The 26,086-nt window shown below is 61.6% G+C and carries 27 protein-coding genes and 1 pseudogene; 18 read left to right on the forward strand and 10 right to left on the reverse strand.

Annotated elements, in window-relative coordinates; all coding sequences use genetic code 11:
- The first annotated feature begins 59 nt into the window (after nt 1–59).
- Nucleotides 60–467 (forward strand): VOC family protein, encoded by a 408-nt coding sequence (locus AC1Z32_RS13705; protein ID WP_483479171.1) that lies wholly within the window; start codon nt 60–62, stop codon nt 465–467.
- A gap of 3 nt (nt 468–470) precedes the next feature.
- Here the strand turns inward: AC1Z32_RS13705 and AC1Z32_RS13710 are convergent, their stop codons facing one another.
- A complete protein-coding gene (locus AC1Z32_RS13710; protein ID WP_483479172.1) occupies nt 471–1,022 on the reverse strand; it encodes a YaeQ family protein in 552 nt (183 codons plus the stop codon).
- Nucleotides 1,023–1,292: 270 nt separating this feature from the next.
- A complete protein-coding gene (gene sap1, locus AC1Z32_RS13715) occupies nt 1,293–1,637 on the reverse strand; it encodes a surface attachment protein Sap1 (protein WP_483479173.1) in 345 nt (114 codons plus the stop codon).
- Between the two features lie 400 nt (nt 1,638–2,037).
- Here sap1 and AC1Z32_RS13720 point away from each other — a divergent pair, with 400 nt between their 5' ends.
- Together AC1Z32_RS13720 and AC1Z32_RS13725 are read left to right on the forward strand one after the other, a co-directional pair.
- Nucleotides 2,038–2,664, forward strand: coding sequence for a LysE family translocator (locus AC1Z32_RS13720; RefSeq protein WP_062601506.1), 627 nt, complete (start codon nt 2,038–2,040; stop codon nt 2,662–2,664).
- Nucleotides 2,661–3,131, forward strand: coding sequence for an SgcJ/EcaC family oxidoreductase (locus AC1Z32_RS13725; protein WP_483479174.1), 471 nt, complete (start codon nt 2,661–2,663; stop codon nt 3,129–3,131). Before AC1Z32_RS13720 ends, AC1Z32_RS13725 begins: the two co-directional genes overlap by 4 nt.
- 12 nt (nt 3,132–3,143) lie before the next feature.
- Here the strand turns inward: AC1Z32_RS13725 and mnmE are convergent, their stop codons facing one another.
- Nucleotides 3,144–4,529, reverse strand: a complete 1,386-nt coding sequence (mnmE, locus tag AC1Z32_RS13730) for a tRNA uridine-5-carboxymethylaminomethyl(34) synthesis GTPase MnmE (protein WP_483479175.1) — start codon at nt 4,527–4,529, stop codon at nt 3,144–3,146.
- Nucleotides 4,530–4,839: 310 nt separating this feature from the next.
- Here mnmE and AC1Z32_RS13735 point away from each other — a divergent pair, with 310 nt between their 5' ends.
- Together AC1Z32_RS13735 and AC1Z32_RS13740 are read left to right on the forward strand one after the other, a co-directional pair.
- Entirely contained in the window at nt 4,840–5,256 is a 417-nt protein-coding gene (locus AC1Z32_RS13735) for a transcriptional regulator (RefSeq protein ID WP_483479176.1), read from the forward strand.
- Between the two features lie 109 nt (nt 5,257–5,365).
- On the forward strand, nt 5,366–5,899 hold the full coding sequence (locus tag AC1Z32_RS13740) for a hypothetical protein (RefSeq protein WP_483479177.1): 534 nt from the start codon (nt 5,366–5,368) through the stop codon (nt 5,897–5,899).
- Nucleotides 5,900–5,976: 77 nt separating this feature from the next.
- Here the strand turns inward: AC1Z32_RS13740 and yidC are convergent, their stop codons facing one another.
- The 4 genes and pseudogenes from yidC to rpmH form a co-directional block, all read right to left on the reverse strand.
- The gene (yidC, locus tag AC1Z32_RS13745) at nt 5,977–7,647 is read right to left on the reverse strand and encodes a membrane protein insertase YidC (protein WP_483479178.1); all 1,671 of its coding nucleotides are present in this window, start codon (nt 7,645–7,647) and stop codon (nt 5,977–5,979) included.
- A gap of 83 nt (nt 7,648–7,730) precedes the next feature.
- Nucleotides 7,731–7,982: pseudogene (yidD, locus tag AC1Z32_RS13750) on the reverse strand (membrane protein insertion efficiency factor YidD); the annotation flags it as partial.
- A gap of 58 nt (nt 7,983–8,040) precedes the next feature.
- Nucleotides 8,041–8,565 (reverse strand): ribonuclease P protein component, encoded by a 525-nt coding sequence (gene rnpA / locus AC1Z32_RS13755; protein WP_483479179.1) that lies wholly within the window; start codon nt 8,563–8,565, stop codon nt 8,041–8,043.
- A 23-nt stretch (nt 8,566–8,588) separates the two neighbouring features.
- Nucleotides 8,589–8,723 (reverse strand): 50S ribosomal protein L34, encoded by a 135-nt coding sequence (gene rpmH, locus AC1Z32_RS13760; protein ID WP_006998755.1) that lies wholly within the window; start codon nt 8,721–8,723, stop codon nt 8,589–8,591.
- 406 nt (nt 8,724–9,129) lie between these two features.
- On the opposite strand from rpmH, the gene dnaA reads away from it, so the two are divergent.
- The 4 genes from dnaA (at nt 9,130) to AC1Z32_RS13780 (ending at nt 15,685) form a co-directional block, all read left to right on the forward strand.
- Entirely contained in the window at nt 9,130–10,710 is a 1,581-nt protein-coding gene (gene dnaA, locus AC1Z32_RS13765; RefSeq protein ID WP_483479180.1) for a chromosomal replication initiator protein DnaA, read from the forward strand.
- Nucleotides 10,711–10,975: 265 nt separating this feature from the next.
- Nucleotides 10,976–12,079, forward strand: coding sequence for a DNA polymerase III subunit beta (dnaN, locus tag AC1Z32_RS13770; protein WP_483479181.1), 1,104 nt, complete (start codon nt 10,976–10,978; stop codon nt 12,077–12,079).
- 113 nt (nt 12,080–12,192) lie between these two features.
- Entirely contained in the window at nt 12,193–14,676 is a 2,484-nt protein-coding gene (gene gyrB / locus AC1Z32_RS13775; protein WP_483479182.1) for a DNA topoisomerase (ATP-hydrolyzing) subunit B, read from the forward strand.
- 85 nt (nt 14,677–14,761) lie between these two features.
- The gene (locus AC1Z32_RS13780; protein ID WP_483479183.1) at nt 14,762–15,685 is read left to right on the forward strand and encodes a phosphorothioated DNA-binding restriction endonuclease; all 924 of its coding nucleotides are present in this window, start codon (nt 14,762–14,764) and stop codon (nt 15,683–15,685) included.
- Between the two features lie 2 nt (nt 15,686–15,687).
- Here the strand turns inward: AC1Z32_RS13780 and AC1Z32_RS13785 are convergent, their stop codons facing one another.
- Entirely contained in the window at nt 15,688–16,548 is an 861-nt protein-coding gene (locus AC1Z32_RS13785) for an AraC family transcriptional regulator (RefSeq protein WP_483479184.1), read from the reverse strand.
- Nucleotides 16,549–16,699: 151 nt separating this feature from the next.
- On the opposite strand from AC1Z32_RS13785, the gene AC1Z32_RS13790 reads away from it, so the two are divergent.
- Together AC1Z32_RS13790 and dbpA are read left to right on the forward strand one after the other, a co-directional pair.
- Nucleotides 16,700–16,894, forward strand: a complete 195-nt coding sequence (locus AC1Z32_RS13790; protein ID WP_062601496.1) for a hypothetical protein — start codon at nt 16,700–16,702, stop codon at nt 16,892–16,894.
- Between the two features lie 4 nt (nt 16,895–16,898).
- Entirely contained in the window at nt 16,899–18,281 is a 1,383-nt protein-coding gene (gene dbpA / locus AC1Z32_RS13795; RefSeq protein WP_483479185.1) for an ATP-dependent RNA helicase DbpA, read from the forward strand.
- A gap of 3 nt (nt 18,282–18,284) precedes the next feature.
- On the opposite strand, the gene AC1Z32_RS13800 is transcribed toward dbpA, so the two are convergent.
- A complete protein-coding gene (locus AC1Z32_RS13800; RefSeq protein WP_483481626.1) occupies nt 18,285–19,667 on the reverse strand; it encodes an MFS transporter in 1,383 nt (460 codons plus the stop codon).
- 194 nt (nt 19,668–19,861) lie between these two features.
- Here AC1Z32_RS13800 and AC1Z32_RS13805 point away from each other — a divergent pair, with 194 nt between their 5' ends.
- From AC1Z32_RS13805 to AC1Z32_RS13835, 7 genes are all read left to right on the forward strand, one after another.
- On the forward strand, nt 19,862–20,248 hold the full coding sequence (locus AC1Z32_RS13805; RefSeq protein WP_483479186.1) for a DUF488 domain-containing protein: 387 nt from the start codon (nt 19,862–19,864) through the stop codon (nt 20,246–20,248).
- Nucleotides 20,249–20,524: 276 nt separating this feature from the next.
- Entirely contained in the window at nt 20,525–21,880 is a 1,356-nt protein-coding gene (locus AC1Z32_RS13810; RefSeq protein WP_483481627.1) for a tyrosine-type recombinase/integrase, read from the forward strand.
- 74 nt (nt 21,881–21,954) lie between these two features.
- Nucleotides 21,955–22,506: a hypothetical protein gene (locus tag AC1Z32_RS13815; protein ID WP_483479187.1), complete on the forward strand. Its 552-nt coding sequence runs from the start codon at nt 21,955–21,957 to the stop codon at nt 22,504–22,506.
- A 112-nt stretch (nt 22,507–22,618) separates the two neighbouring features.
- Nucleotides 22,619–22,846, forward strand: a complete 228-nt coding sequence (locus tag AC1Z32_RS13820) for a helix-turn-helix domain-containing protein (RefSeq protein ID WP_483479188.1) — start codon at nt 22,619–22,621, stop codon at nt 22,844–22,846.
- A complete protein-coding gene (locus tag AC1Z32_RS13825; protein ID WP_483479189.1) occupies nt 22,843–23,106 on the forward strand; it encodes a hypothetical protein in 264 nt (87 codons plus the stop codon). The genes AC1Z32_RS13820 and AC1Z32_RS13825 overlap by 4 nt, the downstream gene beginning before the upstream one ends.
- 243 nt (nt 23,107–23,349) lie before the next feature.
- On the forward strand, nt 23,350–24,570 hold the full coding sequence (locus AC1Z32_RS13830) for an AAA family ATPase (protein ID WP_483479190.1): 1,221 nt from the start codon (nt 23,350–23,352) through the stop codon (nt 24,568–24,570).
- 258 nt (nt 24,571–24,828) lie between these two features.
- On the forward strand, nt 24,829–25,353 hold the full coding sequence (locus AC1Z32_RS13835) for a hypothetical protein (RefSeq protein WP_483479191.1): 525 nt from the start codon (nt 24,829–24,831) through the stop codon (nt 25,351–25,353).
- 7 nt (nt 25,354–25,360) lie between these two features.
- On the opposite strand, the gene AC1Z32_RS13840 is transcribed toward AC1Z32_RS13835, so the two are convergent.
- Nucleotides 25,361–25,684 (reverse strand): hypothetical protein, encoded by a 324-nt coding sequence (locus AC1Z32_RS13840; RefSeq protein WP_483479192.1) that lies wholly within the window; start codon nt 25,682–25,684, stop codon nt 25,361–25,363.
- Nucleotides 25,685–26,086: the final 402 nt, after the last annotated feature.

Here is a 26,086-nt window from a genome sequence, read left to right on the forward strand (position 1 = left end):
GCCAGCCTCTCCTCCCCATCGCGCTAAACTGACCCCCACATCGAACGTGAGAGGGCGACATGCACTTCAACATCCGCGAAATCGATCACGTTGTGATTCGTTGCGCCGATCTCGACAACATGGTGCATTTCTATCGCACCGTGCTTAACTGTCCGATCGAGAAGGAGCAGCGCGATCTCGGTCTCGTGCAGATGCGCGCCGGCAGCTCACTGATCGATTTACTGGCCGTCGGCGCGAAAATCGATCGGCCCGAGAGCGGCCAGCCGGGCGCGGGCCGCAACATGGATCATTTGTGCGTGCGCGTCGAGCCGTTCGATGCGCACGCGCTGCGCGCGCACCTGGAAAAGCATGGCGCGCGCATCGGCGAGGAAGCGCGGCGTTATGGCGCCGAAGGCTTCGGCCCGTCGCTTTATCTCTTCGACCCCGAAGGCAACATGATCGAACTCAAAGGGCCGCCCGAAGCGTGAATGTCAGGCCGCGCCGGCCTTGAGCACGTTCCAGCGGAGAGCAACAGGGTCGACAGTCTCGCTACCCAGCGATGCCTCATGGTCCTGCACCATCAACTGCAAACGCATCGTCCGTTCGGCCAGCTTGCCGAGCGCTTCGGCGACGCCATCCGCGAGCGACCAGACCGTCACGTTCTGCAGACGTTCGACTTTACCCTTCACGCCGTTCCACCAGATGTCCGCCGTCTTCCCCGCGTAAGCGATGACGATCACGCGCTCCGAACGGCCGCTCGCCTTCGCGATGCGGCGTTCGTCGGGCTGGCCGACTTCGATCCAGGTCTGAATCTGCCCGGTGAGATCCTTCTGCCAGAGATCGGGCTCGTCGGTGTCGGAAAGTCCCTTGCAGAACTCGAGACGCTCGTCGGCGAAGAGCCCGAACGCGGCGACGCGCACCATCATCCGTTCGTCGGTTTCCGAAGAATGACGTGCAATGGTCAGGGAGTGATCGCCGTAGTAGTGGCGATCCATGTCGGCGATCTGGAGGTCAGCCTTGTAGATCGTGGATTTGAGAGCCATTCAGCATGGGACGCCGGTTCGTCGGCCGGCGGAAAAGGATTGTCGATGTAGCGCGATCGATCGCGCGCGAAACCGACATTGTGCGGGGAATCGGTGCGGATGTGGAAGACGGCCAGACGCGCGCGATCGCTCGGCAAACGCGGCGAAGAAAAGATGGCGTGAATGCGCGTCCGGATTATGCCGACAATTAAATCGCGGATAACCCGAAGCGCCGGCGCGATTCAAAAAATCGCGCCGGAATGCCAGATGATTAAAAGTCCGGGAAGCGGATTATTGATCGATGAAGCGATCGGCGGTCCACATGCCTTGTGTATCGCTATTAGCGGCGTTGACGAATTCGACGTCATGCCCCACCACGCGAATTACGCGAAAATGCGAATCGACCGGCGTTGAAATGCATTCGAAGCCCTCGAAAAACTGCTGCATCTTCTGATGCTCGCCGGCTTTCGCGTGCTGGTCGGCCGAGTCGAACTTGTCTTTGGACAAGCAGCCATACGAGTTGGGCCGGAAAGTGAAGGTCTGCTGAGCCTGAATAACGCTGTCCTGGGCTTGCGCCGAGGATACGGCTGCAAACAAACCCATCATCGCGACAAGAGCAGTGGCGCGTTTCTTCATCTATATAGCCTCCAAACGAAACCGTTTCGAAATTAGCTATGTATTTAAAAGCGGCTGACCGCAAAAGTCATGCTAGTTGAGTGAGGGAAACTTGCAAGCACATGCTGTGTGCGATCGCAATACGTCAGAATGTCGCACTGCTTTTCGTGGACTCGCGATAAACGAGCTTTAAATGAAAATCGCCGAAATGGTGATCGGTAAGAAATGAAAACGCGCGTCTTGACCAGCGATACTGCGACAATTTGCCTCTGCGCCGACTTTGCTGCGCCGCATCAGATGCCCATGCGGGCAAGCCAACGCTTCCCGAGCGCGGCGCAACGCCGTCAAGCTGGCTGAACGGCCTATTGCCAGCGTCGCGCGTTCATGGATAAATCGACGCATCGAACTCAGGAGACCTAGCATGACCCTCGCTCAATGGCTGCCGTTCGCGATCGCGTCGGCAATTCTCGTCGCGATTCCCGGTCCGACCGTGCTGCTGGTCGTGTCCTACGCGCTCGGTCACGGCCGCAAGTACGCGTTCGCGACGACACTCGGCGTCGCGCTCGGCGATCTCACCGCGATGACCGCCTCGATGCTCGGGCTCGGCGTGCTGCTCGCGGCCTCCGCCGAGCTGTTCATGGTGGTGAAGTGGATCGGCGCAGCGTATCTCGTTTATCTCGGCATCAAGCTGTGGCGCGCCCCGGTCGTCGATACGGATGCCGTGCAGCCCACCGGCGAGCTGCGCACCGGCCGCATCATGGCGCACGCTTACGCGGTGACGACGCTGAACCCGAAGAGCATCATTTTCTTTGTCGCGTTCGTGCCGCAATTCGTCGATCCGCACGCGGCGAGCGTGTCGCAGATCGCGATTTTCGAAGCGACGTTCGTCGGGCTCGCAGCGGCCAACGCGTTCGCTTACGCGTTGCTCGCATCCGGTGCGCGCAAGGCCATCCGCAAGCCGTCCGTGCAACGCGCGGTGAATCGCACGGGCGGCGCGCTGCTCATGGGCGCGGGCATCTTTGCGGCGGCATGGAAGAAGGCAGCATGAGTCAGCCCGACGATTGGACCGCGAGCGCGCGGCGCGTGTACTTCGGCCTGCTCGAAGACTGGAACAGGCAGGACGCAGCGGCGATGGCGGCGCGCTTCACGGAGCGCGGCAGCCTGGTCGGCTTTGACGGCAGCGCCATCGACGGGCGTACGTGCATCGAGGCGCACCTTCTGCCGATCTTCGCCCAGCATCCGACGCCGCGTTTCGTGGCGAAGGTGCGCGAGGTAAGGCGCATGGCGAACGGGCAGACGCTGCTTGTGCGCGCCGTCGCGGGTATGTGGCCGCGTGGCGCGACGGAGCTAAACCCCGCCTTGAACGCGGTTCAGACAATGTTGCTTTCGCTGTGCGACGGCGCGTATCGGATCGAAATGTTCCAGAACACGCCGGCGGCGTTTCACGGACGGCCGGAGGAGAGCGAGAAGCTCAGTGCCGAATTGCGCGAGGTCGGCAAACCCGGGGGCGCATAGTCGTTTTCGCCGCTATTTGCCGATGCAAAAGCGGCTGAAAATCACGCCCAACAGATCATCGGATGTGAATTCGCCCGTGATCGCATTGAGATTGTCCTGCGCGAGCCGCAATTCCTCGGCGAACAGATCGAGCACCTGTGAGTGCTGATCGGCATGCCCGGCGGCGAGTGCCAGATGATCGCGCGCCTCGCGCAGCGCGATCAGATGGCGCTCGCGCGCGAGATAGACGCTCTCCGCGCCAGCCTGCCACCCTGCGATCTTCAAAAGCTCGTCGCGCAGCAGCGAGATGCCGTCGCCGGTCTTGGCCGACAGATTGACTTCGCGCGCGTGATCGCCGTCACGCGCGCCAGCCGATGCGCCCGCGAGATCCGTCTTGTTCATTACCCGCACGACCGGCACGCCTGCGGGAAATCGCGCCGCGATTGCCTGATCCTCCGGCGTCACGCCCTCGCGTGCATCCAGCAGATGCAACACGACGTCGGCGCGTTCGATCTCACCCCACGTGCGTTCGATGCCGATACGCTCCACTTCGTCCTGCGTCTCGCGCAGCCCGGCCGTATCGATGATATGCAGCGGAATGCCTTCGACCTGAATGGTCTGCGCGACCTTGTCGCGCGTGGTGCCGGCGATCGGCGTGACGATTGCGAGCTCCGCGCCCGCCAGCGCATTCAAGAGTGACGATTTGCCCACGTTCGGCTGTCCCGCGAGCACCACCGACAAACCTTCGCGCAAAAGCGCGCCCTGACGCGCGTCGGCGAGGACCTTGTCCAGCCGCTCGCGAATGCACGCAAGCTTGCCGCGTGCATCGGCCGCTTCGAGAAAGTCGATCTCTTCCTCGGGAAAGTCCAGCGTGGCCTCGACGAGCATCCGCAGGTTGATGACGTCTTCGACGAGCGCGTGGATCTCGCGCGAGAACGCGCCTTCCAGCGAGCGGCCTGCCGAGCGGGCCGCGGCTTCCGTGCTCGCTTCGATCAGATCCGCGACGGCTTCCGCCTGTGCGAGATCGAGCTTGTCGTTGAGAAAGGCGCGCCGCGTGAATTCGCCGGGCTCGGCGAGCCGCAGGCCGAACTCGCGGCCGGCTTCTATCGCGCGTTGCAGTACCAGCTGCAGCACGATCGGACCGCCATGGCCTTGCAGTTCCAGCACATGCTCGCCCGTATACGAGTACGGCGCGGGGAAATAGAGCGCGATGCCGCGATCGAGCGCTTCGCCGTTGCCATCGACGAACGGCACGTAGCTCGCATGGCGCGGCGCGAGCGCCTCACCGCACAGCGCCCGCATGGCTTTTTGCGCGGCGGCTTCGCCCGAGCGGCCGAACGACAGACGCACGACGCCGATCCCGCCACGTCCAGGCGCGGTGGCGATTGCGACGATCGGATCGGTGTCGTTGCTCAGCATGGCGATAGGGCGGCGGGATGATTTCAGAAAACGCGCATTGTATCGCGGCGGCGGAATCGAACGTTTCAGGTCGGCGTAGTGGGATCGCAGCCGTTATCTTTTTTGAGATACGGGGACATGTCGCGCGTTGAAGTCGATTTTTTGCGGTGCCGGCCTCCGAAACCCCGATGTGACGCGTCATTCGGCAGAACCATGCTGCCAAAAAGCAGGAAAATCCGATGCGTATATAAGATAAATACAGGCGACTTCGCGACAAATCTATCGCATACGGTTGACTCCCAACCAACGATTGCCTCGCACAATCCAGCCCATGCCTACACCACAAGAAAAGGCCGATTTCTCAGAACGGCTGAAATTCTCGATGACCCGCGCGCCCGAAAAGATGCGCGGCGCGACCGATCTCGCTTTGCATTTCAACTTGCGCTATCGCGGCGAACCGGTTTCGCCGCAGACCGCGCACAAGTGGCTGACCGCGCGCTCGATTCCGACGGCCGACAAGCTCCAGACGCTCTCCGAATGGTTCAAGGTCGACCAGCACTGGTTGCATTATGGGCCGCCGCCCAGCGGCAATCCGCAGGTGACGCCAAAACCGCTCGCGCGTGACGAACACTATCCGGCGACCGAAGAGACGCTTGAGCTGGCGACGAAGATCGAGGCGCTGTCGCCGCATCATCGGTATTTGCTCGAGGAACTGGTCGAGCAGTTTTATGGATCGATGAAGCGATGAGCGGCGCAGGACTGCTCGCGACGAAATTTTTCATTTAAACCAGATAGAAATATCGCCATCTATTGAAGATGCAACCCTCTGACGCTAGAGGGTTTTTTCCCGAAGTCTAATGATGAAGTTTGAACTCGCGCCCACGCAGTTTGAACTTGACCACGCCCGAGGCGTTCTGCCCGAGACTGCCACCATGGTTAGCGATCGTTACAAGAAAGCGTTTGGAATCCGGGTGACGCGTTTAGTCGCGGAGGCCGCTTCCCGCTTCGAGAAAAAATATCCGCGATTCAGGGATCGAGGTTTTCTGCCCACGGCGACCAACTTTCACTACGTGTGGGATATGGAGTCGCCCGAAGTGCCGGTTTCCAAGAACGCGATGCAAGCCTGGTTCGACGGAAGGGCTATCGCAAAAGGACCGCGTCGTCAGAAGCTGGCAGCCATTCTGGAGGTCTCCGTTGAATATTTGCTGGACGGGAAGCCGGCCGACAGTGATGTCGCTGTCGAAGCCATGCAAGCCTCGCCACAGTTCGGGACGCAAGAATCGGAGACGGCGCTTCTTCGTCGTTTTGGCGAACTGAAAACGGCGGCCAAACATCTCTCCGTCAAAATGGACGAGTTCGAGGACGAGCTCAAGCGACAAGCCCTTGCCTGAAGCTAGAAAAGAGCTCGAAAAAACAAAACGCCCGGCAAGCCGGGCGTTTTTACATTCAGATCAAACCAGAAGAAGCCTCAAGCCGCCTTCTTCCTGCTCTGTCCCATCATGCGCGTGATGTAGTACTGCTGGGCGATCGACAGCACGTTGTTCACCACGTAATACAGCACGAGACCGGCTGGGAAGAAGAAGAACATGACCGAGAACGCGATCGGCATGAACATCATCATCTTCGCCTGAACGGGGTCGGGCGGCGTCGGGTTCAGCTTGGTCTGCACGAACATCGAGACGGCCATCAGCACCGGCAGGATGAAGTACGGGTCTTGCTGCGACAAGTCATGAATCCAGCCGATCCACGGCGCACCGCGCATTTCCACCGACGACAGCAGCACCCAGTACAGCGAGATGAACACCGGAATCTGCACGACCACCGGCAGGCAGCCGCCGAACGGATTGACCTTCTCGGTCTTGTACAGCGACATCAGCTCGGCGTTCATCTTCTGCGGGTCGCTCTTGAAGCGCTCGCGAATCTGCTGCATGCGCGGCGTGATTTCCTTCATGCGCGCCATCGACTTGTAGCTCGCCGCCGACAGCGGGAAGAACACCGCCTTGATGAGCAGCGTCAGCAGCACGATCGCCCAGCCCCAGTTGCCCACGTAGCCGTGAATCTTTTCGAGCAGCCAGAAGAGCGGCTTGGCGATGATCGTCACCATGCCGTAGTCCTTCACGAGCTCCAGACCCGGCGCGATGCCTTCGAGCATGCGTTCTTCTTCCGGACCGGCGAAGAGGCGCGCATCGACATTCACGGTTTGTCCCGGTGCGATCGTCTGTGCCGGCAGCGTCACGCCGACGCGATACAGCTCCGGATCGATCTTCTGCACGTAGATGTCGCGCTTCACGCCCTGCTGCGGAATCCATGCCGACGCGAAGTAGTGCTGCACCATCGCGATCCAGCCGTTATCCGAGGACGGCTCGAACGATGCCTTGTTCTTGTCGATGTCGGAGAAGTCGATCTTCTGGAAGTGCTTCTGATCCGTGTAGACCGCCGGCCCAATGAACGTGTGCGAGAAGCGCGGCGTCTCGACCGGCGTGTTGTCGCGCACGAGTTCCATATAGAGCTTGGGCGTGACCGGCGCCGTGCCGACGTTCTCGATCTTCGTATCGACGTTGATCACATAGCTGCCGCGCGTGAACGTGTAGGTCTTGATGACCTTCACACCGCCCTTCACCGGCGATTCGAACGCGATCTTCAGCGTCTTTTCGTCGCCCGTCAGCGACGTCTGGCCGGGAACCGGCGTGAAGATGTCGTTGTGGTTCGGGAAATCGCCGCCGAGCAGGCCCGTGCGCGCGAGATACGTGTGGTTCGCGGTGTGATCGAAGAGCGTGATGTACAGGTCCGGCTGCTTGCCGTCGCCTTCCTTCATCAGCGAGAGCTTCGAAAGCGTGCCGCCGCGCGTGTCGATCTCACCGGAGTACACGTCGGTCGTGAACTTGACGAGCTGCGATTGCGCCGTGGCGGGCGGCGTCGCCGTGCCGGGCGCGGCCGTGCCCGCGGGCGCGTTCGGCAGTTCGGACGGCTGTGCGCCGGATGCAGCCGAGCCCGGTGCGGGGTTGCTGGCGGTCTTGGCCGGTTGCGTCGCGCTCGGGAAGAACATCGACGGGCGCCCATGGTCGCGTTGCCAGTTGTCGAACAGCAGGACAACTGACACGAAGAAGATGACCCATAGGACGGTGCGTTTGATATCCATGCGTTGTCTCAGTGTCGATCGGAAAGCGCTTGTGCGCCGTTTGGTGTTGAAAGCTTGTCTTGCCCGGAATCGTCGGACTTCGGGCGCGATTCGGACGCCTGTTCAGAGCCGGCATGTCCGCAGGGAGGCGGCACGAGATCGACGCCGCCAGCCGAAAAAGGATGGCAGCGGCAGAGCCGCTTCACGGCGAGATACGAGCCGCGCGCGGCGCCATGATACTGGATTGCTTCGCGCGCGTAGTCGGAACAGGAAGGATAAAAGCGGCACCGGTTGCCGAGCAGAGGGCTCACAGCAACCTTGTAGAAGCGCAACAACGCGATGAGTGCCGTTTGCATAAGCTTCGCGCCGCACGCCGGATTCACCAAGAGAGGCAAATTCGGCGCGATCCGCGCTTCATGACCCTGACGGGCCGGATGTTTCGTCGACGGCGGGCGCCGGAGGCGGCGCCGCCACGGTTTCGGCCTTGCGGCGCGCAGCTTCGCGCACGGCACGGTCGAACAATGTCTCCAGTTCGCTGCCGATGAGCGCCCGAAGCGGCGGGGAGCTCGCGCTCGGCATCGCCTTCCGGTCGATCTTCGCGTGCAGCCGAACGAGGATGTCGAATCCGTTCAACTGCTCGCGGCGCAGCCGGAACGCCTCGCGCGCAAGCCGTTTGATCAGATTGCGCGTGACGGCGCGCGGTGCCTGCTTCTTGCCGATCACCAGGCCGAGCCGCGCTTCCAGTCCGGACGGCTTGCCGTACAGGACAAAGTGCGGCGAGCGGCGCCAGGGGCGCAAACGAAAAACGGATGAGAACTCATCCGTTTTCAGTAGCCTTGCGGCCTTGGGGAACGCGGCCTGCGCCGGCAACTGAACGATGTCCTGTCTCAAGACTTCTGTGCGGCGCGTGAGCGGCTCGCCGTCGAGTGCAGCATCCAACCGCGAGCGAACACTCGGCAGACTCAGACTGCCAGGCGCTTGCGACCCTTCGCGCGGCGAGCGTTGATGACCTTGCGGCCGCCAGCGGTCTTCATGCGAACGCGGAAGCCATGGGTGCGCTTGCGACGGGTAACGGAAGGTTGGTAAGTACGTTTCATGGTGCTCTCACTTGAGTTGATCGACCGCGCGGGCTAAGGCTCCAGTGTGGTCACTGCAAGCGCGATGGCCGGAGGTTCAGGAATTCTGTTTTCGCGGAACCCGCTATTTAAACCGTTTTCCTATTGACCGTCAATAGTTTAGCGCCATAGAACATGGATCACGGCAGAATCGCGGCCCGTCCGACGTGCTGATTTGACCCTGTGGATAACTCGCGCGCCACCCTCGTTTGGCGTTAGAATCTCGCCTTACTCCCAAATATCCGCCCGCTGCTTCGGCCCGCCGTCCGCCCGCAAACCCTTGCGGCGTAAGCCTCCGAAGCACGCCTGCTCGGCTGTGCCGGGACTTGTCGGACGATTTCGACAAGCATGGCCCGCAGGTGCGGAGCAACCATAACGACCGCATTCGATGAACGATTTCTGGGAACACTGTTCCGCACTGCTCGCGCGCGAACTCACGCCGCAGCAGTACGTCACGTGGATCAAGCCGCTGACCCCGGTCGACTTCGATGCCGACGCGAACACCCTGCGCATCGCCGCTCCCAACCGCTTCAAGCTCGACTGGGTGAAAAGCCAGTTCTCGGGCCGTATCGCCGATGTCGCGCGCGATTTTTTCAGCGCGCCCATCGATGTTCAGTTCGTGCTCGATCCCAAAGCGACCGCGCGCAACGCGATCGGCGGCGGCCTGAATGCCGCGCCGCGTCCGACCGCGAGCGCGCCCGCCGCGCCCCGCGCTCCGGCGCCGTCTGCGGCCGCACCGCAGGCGCCGTCTGTCGTTGCACACGCGAACGCCACCGCGCACATCAACGCACTCGCAGCCGAAGCGGCGCAGCAGGCGCAAGCCACGCAGGAAGACCAGGCCGATCTCGACCTCCCGAGCCTCGACGCCAACGAAGCCGCCGCCGGGCGGCGCACGTGGCGTCCGGGCGGCGCGCCTTCGGCTTCCGGTGAAACCGATTCCGCTTACGAGCGTTCCAAGCTGAATCCGGTGCTGACGTTCGACAACTTCGTTACCGGTAAGGCGAACCAGCTCGCGCGCGCGGCGGCCATTCAGGTCGCCGACAACCCTGGCATTTCGTACAACCCGCTCTTCCTGTACGGCGGCGTGGGTCTCGGCAAGACGCACCTGATTCACGCCATCGGCAATCAGTTGCTGATGGACAAGGCGGGCGCGCGCATCCGCTACATTCACGCCGAGCAGTACGTGTCGGACGTGGTGAAGGCGTATCAGCGCAAGGCATTCGACGACTTCAAGCGCTACTACCACTCGCTCGATCTGCTGCTCATCGACGATATTCAGTTCTTCTCGGGCAAGTCGCGCACGCAGGAAGAGTTCTTCTACGCGTTCGAGGCGCTCGTCGCGAACAAGGCGCAGGTCATCATCACGAGCGACACGTATCCGAAGGAAATCTCCGGCATCGACGATCGCCTGATTTCACGCTTCGACTCCGGCCTGACCGTCGCGATCGAGCCGCCCGAGCTCGAAATGCGCGTCGCGATCCTGATGCGCAAGGCGCAGTCCGAAGGCGTGAGCCTGTCGGAAGATGTCGCGTTCTTTGTCGCGAAGCATCTGCGCTCGAACGTGCGCGAGCTCGAAGGCGCGCTGCGCAAGATCCTCGCGTACTCGAAGTTCCATGGCCGCGACATCACCATCGAGCTGACCAAGGAAGCGCTGAAAGACCTGTTGACGGTGCAGAACCGCCAGATCTCCGTCGAGAACATTCAAAAGACGGTGGCCGATTTTTACAACATCAAGGTCGCCGACATGTACTCGAAAAAGCGGCCGGCTAACATTGCGCGCCCGCGCCAGATCGCAATGTATCTGGCGAAGGAACTCACGCAAAAGAGCCTGCCCGAGATCGGCGAGCTGTTCGGCGGACGCGACCACACGACCGTGCTGCACGCGGTGCGCAAGATCGCGGCCGAGCGCGGCACCGATGCCCAGCTCAATCACGAACTGCACGTGCTCGAACAGACGCTGAAGGGCTGACGGCACCGGCCGGTGCGGCGCGGAGAACGCACACGCCATTTATTGCGCGCGCAGGGCTGTTTTTTGGCGAAAACGCCCCTATTTTTAGGGAGCGGTTCCGTTTTGAGGCACAATATAGGTTTAGCCGTCCAAGGCCTGGGCGGCGTAGCGCCAAGCTTTCGCGAGTGACCGGCGGGGGGCCGGCAACGCGTGTTACGAGGTTGTCCGTTGGGCAAATCGGGTGGCGAAACCGGCGGACAGGCCGTCACATCAACGAAGGAACTCTATGCAACTGGTCAAGACCGAACGAGATAATCTTCTAAGGCCGCTGCAAACCGTGAGCGGTATCGTAGAACGCCGCCATACGTTGCCGATCCTCGCGAATTTGCTCATCACCAAGAACGGCGGGGATGTGTCGTTCCTCTCGACCGACCTCGAACTCCAGATCACGACCCGCGCCGATTTCGGCGTCGGCAGCGACCAGGTCGCCACCACGGTCGCCGCGCGCAAGCTGCTCGACATCCTGCGCGCCATGCCCTCCGGCGAAGTCGTGCTCGATCTTTCGGACAAGCGCCTCACCGTGCGTTCCGGCAAGAGCCGTTTCGCGTTGCAGACGCTCGCCGCGGATGAGTTTCCCACGGTCAACCAGGCTACAGACTTCGGCGCGAGCCTTTCGGTTCCGCAGAAGACGTTCCGCCAGTTGCTCGGCATGGTGTACTTTGCGATGGCGCAGCAGGACATTCGCTACTACCTGAACGGCATGCTGCTCGTGGTGGATGGCGACGAACTGATGGCGGTCGCGACCGACGGCCACCGTCTCGCGTTCTCGTCGATGAAGATCGAAGGCTCGTTTGCGCGTCAGGAAGTCATCATCCCGCGCAAGACGATTCTCGAGCTCCAGCGTCTGCTGGAAGACATCGACGATTCGCTGAAGATCGACATCGCCGCGACGCAGGTGAAGTTCAGCTTCGGCCAGGTGGAACTCGTGTCGAAGCTCGTCGAGGGCAAGTTCCCCGACTTCCAGCGCGTGATTCCGAAGTCGCACAAGAACACGTTCGAAATCGGCCGTGAAGAGTTGCAACGCTCGCTGCAGCGCGCGGCCATTCTGACATCCGACAAGTTCAAGGGCGTGCGCTGCCTCGTCGAGCCGGGCCAGCTCAAGATCATGTCGACCAACGCCGATCAGGAAGAGGCGCAGGAAGAACTGGAAATCGCTTATCAGGGCGACACCGTCGATATCGGATTCAACGTCACGTATCTGCTCGACGTGCTCGCGAATCTGAAGGTCGACACGCTCAAGGTGAGCCTTGGCGACGCCAATTCCAGCGCGCTCATCACGATTCCCGAGAACGAGGAATTCAAGTACGTGGTGATGCCGATGCGCATCTGACGCGCTCAATACCAATAACTCTCCAAGGGGCGGCGCGCCCCTTTGGCGTTTTTAAGGTGTTTTGAAAAGTTCGAGCAGTAACCCAGGCAGTGACGCAGAACCGGAACATATCCATGACTGAAAACACAAATTCGCAACCCGACAACAAGCCCGACAACAGCTACGGCGCATCGTCCATTCAGATCCTCGAGGGTCTGGAGGCCGTGCGCAAGCGGCCGGGCATGTATATCGGCGACACGTCGGATGGCACCGGTTTGCATCACCTCGTTTTCGAAGTGCTGGACAACTCCATCGACGAAGCGCTCGCGGGCTATTGCGACGACATTCACGTCGTCATTCACGCGGACAACTCGATTTCCGTCACCGATAACGGCCGCGGCGTGCCGACTGGCCTCAAGCGCGACGACAAGCACGACCCGAAGCGCAGTGCCGCCGAAATCGTGATGACCGAATTGCACGCGGGCGGCAAGTTCGACCAGAACAGCTACAAGGTGTCGGGCGGTCTGCACGGCGTGGGCGTGTCGTGCGTGAACGCGCTGTCCGCATGGCTGCGCCTCACGGTGCGCCGCGACGGCAAGAAGCACTTCATGGAGTTCGCGCGCGGCGTGGTGCAGAACCGCGAGATCGTCGAGGAAGACGGCGTGCAGTATTCGCCGATGCCGGTTGTCGGCGATACGGAAAACCGCGGCACCGAAGTGCACTTCCTCGCGGATGCGACCATCTTCGGGAATGTCGAATTTCACTACGACATTCTGGCGAAGCGCATGCGCGAGCTTTCGTTCCTGAACAACGGCGTGCGTATCCGTTTGACGGACCAGCGCACCGGCAAGGAAGACGATTTCGCGTTCGCGGGCGGCGTGAAGGGCTTCGTCGAGTACATCAACAAGGCGAAGCAGGTGCTGCACCCGACCGTGTTCCACGCGATTGGCGAGCGCGACAACGTGACCGTCGAAGTGGCGATGCAGTGGAACGACAGCTTCAACGAAAGCGTGCTGTGCTTCACGAACAACATTCCTCAGCGCGACGGCGGCACGCACCTCACGGGTCTGCGCGCGGCGATGACGCGCGTCATCAACAAGTACATCACCGACAACGAGATCGCGAAGAAGGCGAAGGTCGAGACGACCGGCGACGATATGCGTGAAGGTCTGTCGTGCGTGCTGTCGGTGAAGGTGCCGGAGCCGAAGTTCAGCTCGCAGACGAAGGACAAGCTCGTGTCGTCCGAAGTGCGCGCGCCGGTGGAAGAGATCGTCGCGAAGGCGCTCGAAGACTATCTGCAGGAGACGCCGAACGACGCGAAGATCATCACGGGCAAGATCGTCGACGCGGCGCGTGCACGTGATGCCGCGCGCAAGGCGCGTGAGATGACGCGTCGCAAGGGCGTGCTCGATGGCATCGGCCTGCCGGGCAAGCTCGCGGATTGCCAGGAGAAGGATCCGGCGAAGTCGGAGATTTATATCGTCGAGGGTGACTCGGCGGGTGGATCCGCGAAGCAGGGGCGCGACCGCAAGTTCCAGGCGATTCTGCCGCTGCGCGGCAAGGTGCTCAACGTTGAGAAGGCGCGCTTCGACAAGCTGATTTCTTCGGAGCAGATCGTGACGCTGGTGACGGCGCTCGGCTGCGGTATCGGCAAGGATGATTACAACCTCGACAAGCTGCGTTATCACCGCATCATCATCATGACTGACGCGGACGTCGACGGCGCGCACATCCGCACGCTGCTGTTGACGTTCTTCTATCGGCAGATGCCGGAGATCGTCGAGCGCGGGTATATCTATATCGCGCAGCCGCCGCTTTACAAGATCAAGGCAGGCAAGGACGAGCGGTATATGAAGGACGCGCACGAGCTCAATCAGCATATGTTGAAGCTCGCGTTGCAAGGGTCCGAACTGATTGCAAGCGAAGGCGCTGATCCGATTTCGGGCGATGCATTGGGCGAGCTCGCGCGTGCGTATCTTCTGGCGCAGGCCGTGGTCGATCGTTTGAGCCGTATCTACGATGCCGCCGCGCTGGAAGCGGTGATGGATGGCGTGGTCATCGATCTGTCATCGCAGGAAGCGGCCGAGAGTTCGGCGAAGCGGCTGGAAGAGCGGCTGCGTGCTGATCCGCTGAAGCCCGAAGTGAGCGTCCAAGCGGCCTACGATCAGGTGCGTGAACTGCGCTCGCTGCATATCAAGCGGCGTCATCATGGCAACGTGAAGGTTTCCGTGTTTGACGAAGACCTTCAGTTGACCGCGGACTACAAGCAGCTCGTTTCCACCGCGGATACGTTCAAGGGGCTGATCGGTGAAGGCGCGCTGATCAAGCGCGGCGAGCGGTCGATGGCGGTGACCGACTTCAAGAGCGCGATGAAATGGTTGATCGCGGATGCGGAGCGTAACGTCAGCAAGCAGCGCTATAAGGGTCTCGGCGAGATGAACCCCGAGCAACTCTGGGAAACGACGATGGATCCGAACGTGCGGCGCTTGCTGCGCGTGCAGATCGAAGACGCGATTGCCGCCGATGGCATCTTCACCACGCTCATGGGGGATGACGTCGAGCCGCGCAGAGCGTTTATCGAGAACAATGCGTTGCGGGCGGGGAATATTGATGTTTGAGGTTTAAACGTCTTCGCGCCATCCAAACCCGTGTACGCACAGCGCGTCACGGGTTTTTCTTTGTCATCGATTGTTTGTTCGAAGTATGAACGCTTCCGACCTTACTGAAGTGCTCCAGCGTTTCGCCGATTTGAACATCTGGCAGCGCAACGGTGAACGCGCGCCTCATAAGCCTCTTCTCGTATTGCTGGCGCTCGGGTTGTTCACGCAAGGCATCAAAGACGTGCCCTTCCGTCAGTACGAGGGCAAGTTGAGCGAACTTCTGCGGGAGTTTGCTCCGCAACGTCGGACGCTTTATCCAGAGATGCCATTCATTCGTTTGAAAAACGACGACGTATGGGAGGTCACGGTCGACGGAGCACCCGATCCAATCGCCCGGCGAAACGATCTGAAAAAGACCGAACTGCGGGGCCTTAACGCAACGGGACATTTTTCGCGCGAGGTACAGCAACTTCTCCTGTGTGACCCCAAAGCGATCAACGCAATCGCTCGCCTGCTGCTCACTGCGCATTTTCCGGATAGCATTCACAACGATGTTCTCGATGCAGTCGGACTCGCACTCGACGACGAGACGGCATGCACGCTCGTCAGCGACACGTCGGTTACCCGTCGGCGGCGCGATCCTGAGTTTCGGAGCGCCGTGCTCACCGCGTATCAATATCGATGCGCGTTATGCGATCTGGATCTGCGCATCGGCAACATGACGATCGGCCTCGAAGCTGCGCACATCAAGTGGCATCAAGCGAGCGGCCCGGATGTCGTCGAGAACGGCATCGCGCTGTGCTGTCTGCATCACAAGCTCTTCGATATCGGCGCGTTCACGTTGGACGCTGATCGTCGCGTGCTCGTTTCGGAGAAAGCGCACGGAAGCCAGCGTTTCGACGAAATTTTGCTCAGGCACCACGGCGGACAATTGAACGCGCCCGTGCGAAAGGAACATCATCCGGCGCAGCCCTTCATCGATTGGCATCGCGACCAGGTGTTCAAAGGCGCCGCGCGGCCGATCTGACATCACACCGCTTCCCTCAACGGCAACCAGATTTCCGTCACCAGATCCGCCGGCGCGGTCTCCCTCGGATCGCTCACATAGACCTCGAACACGGGCGCCTCGCCCGTCTCGCGTCCGGACTTCGGCAGCCATTCCCCATAAAGCCACTGATACGCGAAGCAAAGCTGCGCATACGGCCCGACATGCGTAAGCACCGCAAACTCGCCACCCGCGACTTCCATACGCGACACCGGCGCCTCGAATTTCACCGCATCCGGCTCGAACAACTCACAACAGGCCATCGATCGCAGCTCATCTTCGGCCACAGCCGCCGGATCATCGAAATAAATTCCGAGCGATCGCGCCCGCGGATCGACAAGCCCGCGCGTCGCGAGCCAATGAAACAGCATCTCGAACGCCCGCCCGATGTTCATATACGAGCCGCGATGCTCCATTGCCGCGACAGTAAAGCCACGCTGAGTACGAATATCGACTTGATGCATTGCCGTATCTCCTGATCGAATCCCATCCAAAGGAATAAACATCGAAGCGCCGCCTTCGCTGCGAAACTGCGCCGGCGCCATTCGGTAACTCGCCTGAAACGCCCGCGAAAACGCCTGCACGCTGCTGTACCCGGCGCGCTCGGCAATCGAATCGATCGGCACGGAACCCTGCAATAGCGCATTCGCCGCCCGATGCAAGCGCAGCCTTCGCACGGTCGCCGCCGCCGTCTCGCCGTAAAACGCGTGATAAATCCGATGCCAGTGATACGGCGACAAACACGCCACCTCGGCGAGCCGATTGAGATCCAGCTCGTCGTCGAGATGATCGTGGATATGCGCGACCACGCGCGCGAGCCGTGTTTCGTAGAGCCTGCTGCTCATCGTCTGTCCCCCGACAATCTCGATGCAAGCAAAGTAGCACGAGCCGCTTTAGCATTTCTTGCTGACTTGCTCCGACCGCGCGGACACGAGACACGCGTACACTTTCGCCTTTGAGCGCACGATCGCGCCACGAAACCAGAGAAATACGAACATGTTCACCTGTCGAAATCAGTCCTGCGGCGCAGCGTGGGAGCTATCGGACGTCGTCATCAAAAACGAGGGCCAGGGCCTGCTGTTCCGCTGTCCGATGTGCGGCGCGCGCAACTACGTGACACGCCACCAGACAAAGGAAGGCGAAACCACGTACGAGCAGGTCACCGAAATCCCGCCCTACGGCAAGCGCTAACGCCATGACGACCGATACGAACTTCACCAGCCTGCCGCTCTCGCCGGCGATGCAGTCGAATCTGCAGCAACTCGGCTATCTGTCGATGACGCCGATCCAGGCCGCGAGCCTGCCGCCCGCGCTCGCGGGCCACGATCTCATCGCGCAGGCGAAAACCGGCAGCGGCAAGACCGCGGCGTTCACGCTGCCATTGCTCTCCAAACTCGACGCGAGCCGGTTCGCGGTGCAGGCGCTCGTGCTCTGCCCGACGCGTGAACTCGCCGATCAGGTCACGCAGGAAATCCGCCGCCTCGCGCGCGCGGAAGAAAACGTCAAAGTGCTGACGCTATGCGGCGGCACGCCGATGCGTCCGCAGGTCGCGAGCCTGGAGCACGGCGCGCACATCATCGTCGGGACGCCGGGGCGCATCATGGATCACCTTCAGCGCGAAACGCTCGCGCTCGACGCGGTCCGCACGCTCGTCCTCGATGAAGCCGACCGCATGCTCGACATGGGCTTCTTCGACGACATCGCGTCCGTGGCGCGCCAGTGCCCGAAGGACCGCCAGACCTTGCTGTTCTCGGCGACGTATCCCGAAGGCATCGCGAAACTCAGCCAGCAGTTCCTGCGCAATCCGCGCGAGATCAAGCTCACCGAGCAGCACAGCAACGCGAAGATCAAGCAGCGCTTCTATCAGGTCGAGGATGATGAGCGCCTGCACGCGGTCGGCTTGCTGCTCGATCACTATCGGCCGGTGAGCACCATCGCGTTCTGCAACACGAAGCAGCAATGCCGCGATCTGCTCGACGTGCTGCGTGCACAAGGCTTCGAAGCGCTGACCTTGCACGGCGAACTGGAGCAACGCGAGCGCGATCAGGTGCTCGTGCAGTTCGCGAATCGCAGCTGCTCGGTGCTCGTCGCGACCGATGTCGCCGCGCGCGGTCTCGATATCGCGCAACTCGAAGCGGTCATCAATGTCGATGTGACGCCGGACCCCGAAGTACACGTGCATCGAATCGGACGGACGGGGCGCGCGGGCGAGGAGGGCTGGGCGCTGTCGCTCGCGAGCATGGACGAGATGGGGCGCGTCGGCGCGATCGAAGAGTCGCTGCGCGCGGAAGTGGAATGGCATCCGCTGGCCGAGCTGACATCGGCGGAACCGGGCCATCTGAAGCCGCCGATGGCGACGCTGCAAATCCTCGGCGGCCGCAAGGACAAGATCCGTCCGGGCGACGTGCTCGGCGCGCTCACCGGCGAAGCGGGCTACGACGGCAAGCAGATCGGCAAGATCAACGTGATGGACATGGTCACGTACGTGGCCGTCGAACGGAATATCGCCGATGATGCCGTGCGCCGACTGGGCGCGGGCAAGCTGAAAGGCCGCAAAGTCAAAGTGCGGCGCATGTAAGGGTCAGGCTTTCCGCGATGGCTCGCCCGCGATTGCGTCGGGCGCGGCCTTCGACGGACTGCGCTTCACAAGCCGCAGGCCGCTCGCAATACTGCCCGCGCCCGCGAACGCCGCACCGATCGACAACGCGAGCGTCGGCCCATGCTTTCCGGCGATGCTGAAGCACAGCGCGACGAGCGCCGCGCCCGTCGCCTGCCCGATCAGGCGCGACGTCGCAATCGTGCCGCTCGCGCCGCCGCTGCGCTCGCGCGGCGCGCTCGACATGAACGCCTTCAGATTCGGCGACTGAAAGAAGCCGAAGCCCGCGCCGCAGATTGCCATGCGGATACAGATTTCCAGCACATGCGGCTCTGCTGGCAGCATCGCGAGCGATACCATCCCGACACACAGAATCGCCAGCCCGACGCCGCCGAGCAAGCCGGGCGCATGGCGGTCTGACAAGCGTCCCGCGATCGGCGCCATCAGCGCGACGAGCGCGGACCACGGCGTCATCAGAAATCCGGTTTCGACCTGGCTGCGGCCCAGCACGCTCTCGAAGAAAAACGGCAGCGACACGAACGCGAGCCCTTGCGCGGCGAACGAGCAGACGGCGGTCATCGTCGAAAGCGCGAACATCGGGCGGCGAAAGAGATCGACGGGCAGCATTGGCGCGGGATGGCCGCGTTCACGTCGCAGCAGCAGCGCACCCGCGATCAGCGCGACGCCGAACGACGCGAGCACGGTGTGCGTCGCGGCGCGCTGGGCCGCTTCGCCGAGCGCGAAGATCAGCGCAGCGAACGTGACGACGTTGAGCAGCGCGGCGATGCGGTCGAAGCCATGCTCGGCGCGCTTCGTCTGCGGCAGCGACGGCCACGCGATCATCAACGCGAACACGCCGACGGGCAGATTGACCGCGAAGAGCCACGGCCACGTGCCGAGCGAGAGGACGATCGACGCGACCGTCGGCCCCACCGCGAACGCGATGCCGACGACGAGCGCATTCAGCCCGACGCCGCGCCCCAGCCGATGCGGCGGAAAGATCGCGCTGATGAGCGCCGCGTTGACGCTCATGATCGCGCTCGCGCCGAGGCCTTGCAGCAGACGCGCGGCGACTAGCGTCGGCAGCGACCACGAGAGCGCGCACACCGCGGACGCGATCAGAAACACGACGAGGCCACCGAGATACACGCGACGATGCCCGAGGATCCCGCCGAGCGCCGCGAAGGGCAGCAGCGTCGCGACCATCGCGAGCTGATACGCGTTGATGATCCAGACCGACGCGGCGGGCGTCGTGTGCAGATCGGCAGCGATGGCCGGCAGCGCGGTGTTGGCGATGGCGGTATCGAGCGTCGCGAGCGAGACCGACAGCAGGATCGCGGCCATGCCGCGGCGCTCGAGCGGGGTCATCGGCGAGTCGGGATCGCGGGGCGGCGTGTGGCGGTGTTCTTCGGTGGGCACGGCGGGCTTTCGGATGTAAGCGGAAGGAGAATAATCCGAAACAATACGGGAAGATTTGAGTTTTCGCTGAGCGAGGTCGCGGGAGCTTTCAAAGCGATGTCAGCGGTTATGCTGTGCAGACGAGCCTTAGAGGAGACCGGTGGATGACTATTCGAATCGTGAGACTGGGGACGCCGCGCGCGAAGGATGAGGGGCTGCGTGTCGGGACGGTGCGGCGTCCGCCGCGCGGCGTGCCGAAGTCCGAATTCGCGACGCGCGATTTTTATGACGTGTGGTATCCGGTGCTTTCGCCGACGCAGGAGTTGGTGACCGAAGCTCTTCACGCCGAAAGCGATAAGGAGTGGGGCGCGTTCGTGAAGAAGTTCAAGGCGGAGATGGCTGAATCGGATGCGAGCAAGACGCTGGATTTACTGGCGGCGTTGTCGCATCAGACGAATTTTTCAGTCGGGTGCTATTGCGAGGATGAGGCGCGGTGTCATCGCTCGGTGCTGCGGGAGCTGTTGACGGCGCGCGGGGCGGAGGTGGTCTGAAGCAGAAATACGGCGGAAACGAAAAAGGGCTGCGCGATGCGCAGCCCTTCGAATCTGGTGGTGGGGCGTGAGTGACTCGAACACTCGACCTACGGATTAAGAGTCCTTGCGTTTTTGTGTTTCATGACGTTGCTTGAAGTTGTGTAGGCAGTAAAAATTCTTTAAAAAACATGGTGATAATGGGTATACCCACGGATTATCATGTTGCTCGATGTTGCCTGATTCGCCTAAAATTTGCCTACACCGTGCCTACACGGTTCGAGTCACAGGCGAATGATGGCAAAGACAAACCTCACGGCGGCGCGCGTGGCGTCGCTTCAATGCGATCCCGGAAAGAAGCAAACAATCGTCTTCGACGCGAAGACGCGCGGTTTCGGCCTTCGTGTAACGGCAGCAGGTGCGCGCTCCTACATTCTGGAGAGCCGCTTGCACGGGCGCACCGTGCGCTTGACGATTGGCGAGCCGAGCACATGGAAACTCGAAGACGCCCGCAAGCAAGCGGAAGCGTTTCGCGTTCTCCTCGACAAAGGTACAGACCCGCGCGAGCAGGAGGCGCAGAACCGCGCCGCCGCTGATGCGAAGCGCGATTTCGAACAACGGAAGGAAGCTACGGTTGGCGCAGCATGGGCGGCCTATCTGGAGTTCCAAGCGGGCCGCCAGCGGCGCGGCGTTGACAAAGCATGGGGCGCGCGCCACATGGACGACCATGTTCGTCTGGCGGCGAAGGGCGGCGAACCGAAGAAGCGCGGTAAGGGGCTTACTCAGGCGGGGCCGCTGGCCGAGTTGATGCCGCTTCGTCTCTCCGAGCTATCGAGCCAACGGATAGCGCAATGGCTCGATGCGCACCGTGCGGACCGTCCCACAATGTCCGCGCTCGCTTTTCGGCTGCTGCGCGCCTTCATTCGTTGGTGCGACGAGCACGACGATGAGAAGGGTCACGAACAAGCGGCGGCGAAGTATCGCGGACTGATCCCCGCAGAGGTATATAAGGCGCGTGTAGTGAAAGACGCGGTGGCAAGACCTAAAGCGAAGGATGGCGACTGCCTGCAACGCGAACAATTGCGCGTGTGGTTCGCGGGTGTGCGTCAGATCGGCAACCCGGTTATTTCGGCCTATTTGCAAACCTTGCTTTTGACTGGACCGCGCCGTGAGGAGTTGGCCGCGCTACGGTGGACCGACGTTGATTTTCAATGGGGTAGCTTGTCATTGAGTGACAAGGTGGAAAGCGAGGGGCGCGTAATTCCGCTTACGCCATACGTCGCGTCGCTGCTGGCCGCGCTGCCACGTCGTAACGGATGGGTTTTCAGTAGTCCATTATCCGAGGACGGCAAGCTGGCAGAGCCGCGCATTGCGCACGCCAAAATGCTGCGCGCCGCCGGTCTGCCGCATATCTCCTTGCATGGCCTACGCCGGTCGTTCGGGACGTTGTCGGAATGGTGCGAAGTGCCAGTTGGTGTGGTTGCGCAGATTCAAGGCCACAAGCCGAGCGCGATTGCCGAAAAGCACTACCGCCGCCGCCCGCTTGATCTACTGCGCATGTGGCATAACAAAATCGAAGCATGGATGCTCGGACAGGCTGCCGTGGACTTTGTAGCCAGTGAGACGAAATCGGCGCTGCATGCCGTGAAATAGTAAGCAGAAGCGGCGGCGCGCATCGCTCCCGCGATGCGTGACGCCTAACCAATGCCGCCTTGATGGAGGTTGCAGTGGCTGATCCCGATGATACTGCGCGCGCACCTATCGAATTGACGTTGTGTCTTCCTCCGGCGCAGTGTCTCATGAGTCTTTCGGAAACAACGGACGCGCTGACCGGTCCCAACTCGAACCTAGGCATGGTCTGGTTCCTCCGGATAATCAATGCCGTCAACGCTGGTCAGTTGCGCGTGAGATACGAAAGCGGTCTGACTGTTGAGGCCGGAACAATCGGCGTGGAATTGGGCATGGGAACGCATTTCCTTGCGTCGGACGTGGCCGCATGGTTGCGCACAGAAGGTTGGAATGTGACGTTCGCGGAAACAAAAGCGAAGCGAGAACGAGCCGTGCCGGTATCGCGTCAGAACGAGCGCGCGATTCTTCGAGAACTCGAAGACCTTGGTATTAATCCGCTCGCCCTGCCTACGCCGAAAAGCGGTAAGAGAGGCGTTAAGGCGAAGGTTAGGGAGCGGCTTTCACTTTCGGCGAGTGCGTTCGATCATGCATGGCAGCGGCTGCGCGACCAAGGCTCGATAGCCGATCAAAAGAAACACGGCTCTGCTTGAGGCTCCTCACCCAACTTAGGTGAAGGGTGACACCTTGTGGGAGTTGATACCTTCCGGCGTTAAATAAGCATCGTCAATCAACAGTCCGCGCTGTGCGGGTGGGAGAACGACGATGCTAACCGATAGATCAATACAGACGAACCATGCCGTGCTTATCGCGCGCGGCATCGAGCCCGGTCTGACAACTGCCGAGGCTGCGTCGGCGCTACGTCTTGCGCAACAGACGTTGCGGCGCTGGGCAGCATACGAAACCGGGCCGATTCGTCCGGTTCGCGTCGGTCGGCGGCTTGTATGGTCTGCCGCCGATATTCGCCGCCTGTTGGAAGGAGGCCAATCATGATCCTCCATCCATTTCTGGAACAACGGGTTTGCGTGAAAGACGGCCAGTACGCCGGGGCAAGGGGGAGCGTTGTTCGCATCCTCGACGACCACGGCGTGAACGGCTTTGTCGAATTGGCTTTCGAAAAACGTAAGGGCGAAGCGACGCCCAAGAATGACCTTGTGCCTGTGGCCTATCTGGATTTAGTCAGTTCGGACGGGCGCGCGCCTAAGCCGAAAAGCGAGCGAGTCGAACCGCTCCCCGCGTCCTCCCTGTTTTGACGGAGGTGGCATGGGCCAACGGCGACCGATTGAAGTGCAGAAGACGCGCCGCTTAGGGAGTGAGGCGTTGCGCGCATGGTTTGAGCGCCGGATTGCGCGGGAGTTGCAGCGCTGCGAGCAGTGCATGACCCCCGAGGAATGGCGCAACTATCGCGGTTGGGTCGAGGAGTACGCTCGCCGCAGTCTATGGGACGCACTCGAACAGCGCGCGTCACGGGGCGAGCTTCGAAAGCTGGAGGTGATATGCACAACGGCGACGGCCTAGCGCGCTACACGAACCTGCTCGATATTGACGATGCTCGACGCGACCAGATCGACGCTGCCAAGCAGCGCGTGACTAAGGCGGACGCAAGGCGCAGCGCGCACGCAACAACGTCCCAGAATAGCAAGCACGCGAGCACGACAGCGGCGCACGGCGTGATCCTTCAATGCGCTGCGGACGTGCGACCCGAGCCCATTTTGTGGCTGTGGCCGGATTGGCTCCCGGCGGGCAAGTTGACGATTCTCGCGGGCGCGGCGGGCACGGGAAAGACGACGCTGGCACTGACCTTTGCTGCCGTGGTCTCGTGCGGCGGTCGCTGGCCAGATGGAAGCGCGTGCGTCAACGGTGGCAACGTGCTGATATGGTCGGGCGAAGATGACCCGGCGGATACCATCGTCCCGCGCCTGATACTTGCCGATGCCGATTTGAACGATGTGCATTTCGTGCGCAACGTGGCAAGCACGGACGGCGAACTGATTGCGTTCGATCCGGGGCGCGACATGCCGATGCTGAACGAGCGCATTGCGGACATGGGCGGCGCGCGGCTGCTAGTCGTCGATCCGGTATTGAGCGCGGTAAGCGGCGATGCGCATCGCGCCAACGATGTTCGTCGCGATCTTCAACCGCTGGTCGATCTGGCGGCGGCGCACGGCTGTGCGGTCATCGGTATTTCGCACTTCTCGAAGGGCACGCAAGGCAGGACGCCTACGGAGCGCGTGATCGGCTCTCAAGCGTTCGGCGCGCTCGCGCGCATGGTGCTGGTCACGGCAAAAGACGAGGGCGCGGAACGCCGCATTCTGGCGCGCGCCAAGTCGAACATCGCGCCGGATGATGGCGGGTTCGCCTACACGCTCGAACGCGCCGAGGCGCAACCGGGCATTGTGTCGAATCGCGTCGTATGGGGTGGGCGAATCGAGGGAAGCGCTCGCACGATCCTAGGCGACATTGAGGGCGATCCTGACGACGAAAGAGAGCGCACCGAGCGCGACGACGCGGCGAGGTTTCTACGGTCGCTGCTTTCGGATGGCGCTGTCCGCGTGAAGCAAATTCAGGCCGACGCACGCGGAGCGGGTTATGCGTGGCGGACTATTGAGCGTGCAAAACGTGATCTTGGCGTCGAAGCTCGCAAGGCAGGGATGAATGACGGATGGATGTGGTCTCTTCCCTCCGAAGACCGCCACGGCGAAAGCGAAGACCGCTAAACACTTTGAGGTGGCGGTCTTCGAGTTAGGTGGCGGTCTTCGCTAACCGCGTGAGTTTGCGGGTTGGGAGGAGCGCCCGAACCAGACCTAAACCGCGAAGGCCGCCAAGGTCGACAGTGTGGCGGTCTGAAAAATGAAACGCTTCGCTTGCAAGAAGGCTGAACGCGGCGGCGCGTTGGGTCCTTCCGTCATATGGTGTCATTGCGGAGGAGTGAACCCGCGAAATCTGGCTAGCTACGAATGTTGAGAGGTGTTCGCATGACGCACAAGGTGAAACGGCGTGGCGTGTCAATGCGCGAGTTCGCACGGCGTGACGGCTGCTCGGAAACGCTGGTGCGGCGCGCGGTTAGGCAAGGACGCCTCATTCCCTACCCTGACGGCTCGCTTAACCCACGGTTTGCGGGAACCACGTGGCGTGCCCGCTTGGGCACGCTTAAACGCGCGAACGGTGTCGACGTTCGGCGGCGCGCTACTGAATTGCCGCACTTGAGTTACCACGACGCACTGACGGAGCAGGCAATTTGGCGAGCCGAACTCGCAAGGCTTGACTACGAAACCAAGGTCGCCGCGTACATTGAGCGTGACGTTGCGGAATCATTTCTCGACAATACTTGGTGTGCGTTCCGCGAGTCGTGGCTGGCGTGGCCGGACAGAATCGCGCCGTTGGTGGCGGCGCAGTTGGCTATCGGCGATGCAGACCGGTTGCGGGTGGTCCTATCCGCCTACGTGAAGCGGCAACTGGAGGAATTGCGCCAGCCGACAGACCTGCTTGATTCTCTGTAGTGTCGCATTACGGTTGCTGCTGTGGCGGCGTGTATCCGTCCGGGGTAACGCCGCTATCAACGAGTTCTTCGACTAGCCGCTGCTCGGCGGCATCCATCGGACGTAGGAAGGGACGTACTGATTGGAAAAGCCGCATGGACAATTTTGCGCTCACCAGTGTACCGGCCAAGCTGAGCTCAATGGCATTGAGCCGCGCCGCCTGTTCGTCGCAGAGCGTTCGCTTGTGATGCGCAATCGCTTCTTGCGCTCGTTTGATGGTTACGGCGATTTGGCTTAGCCGATGGTCGATTTTTACTGCACCCGTGGCCGTAAGGACTTCTCGATTGCCCAATGTCTCGCTCCTGTGCAATGCCCAGAACCGCCCCATTCAAAAGAAGGGGCGGGCGGGCACAGTGGCAGGGTTGACAGACCGGGACGTTACTACCATTACCGGCGAGCCTTTCGGCTCCCCCACCACGGCCCGCCCATAGGCGAACACAAGCGCCGCTACGCCGATGGTCAAGCGGCGAGCGGGGTACAGCATTGCGCGCCGCCTACATTGCGTAGGCGGTCACGGGTAGGAGAAACGTCGACAGGCTGTCAAACCTGTTCCAACGCACCACGCGCCGGACTCAACAGAATACGATACGGCCCCGCGCCGCCGATTCTAAAGCCGTGTCAAAGTTTGTCTTGGCGGCCAGCGAACCTTCTTCGAAAGGCAAACGCGAATCCAGAGCGCCCGACGTTGCCCGAT

This window comes from Caballeronia sp. 11_S32, assembly GCF_056930355.1.